General features: G+C 61.7%; 1 protein-coding gene. It reads left to right on the plus strand.

The genetic code is table 11. The features are described from left to right. The coding region (locus AC5ZFO_RS48280) for an integrase core domain-containing protein (protein ID WP_496124308.1) at positions 1–478 on the plus strand (478 nt) is incomplete at both ends.

The raw sequence follows: 478 nt of genomic DNA on the forward strand, positions 1-478 counted from the left end.
CGAACCAGCGCTGGTCACTGGATTTCGTCAGCGACACGCTGACCGACAGCCGACGCTTCCGTATCCTGGCTGTCGTTGATGACTTCACCCGGGAATGCATCGCATTGGTGGCCGACACGTCGTTGTCGGGGATCCGGGTGGGTCGTGAGCTCGATGCCGCGATCGCCCGACGAGGCCGCCCAACGATGATCGTCAGCGACAACGGGACCGAGCTCACCAGCATGGCCATCCTGCGTTGGTCGCAGCTCACCCGGATCGAGTGGCACTACATCGCGCCGGGCAAGCCGCAGCAGAATGCCTTCGTGGAAAGCTTCAATGGACGACTGCGCGACGAGTTGTTGAACGAGACGTTGTTCTCGTCACTCGATCATGCTCGGGAGCTGCTCGCCGAATGGCAGGACGATTACAACACCGTTCGTCCGCACAGCGGGATCGGCAACCTGCCGCCATCAACTTACGCCAGGCTAACAGCGTCCGA

This window comes from Bradyrhizobium sp. Unk1 (assembly GCF_059512345.1).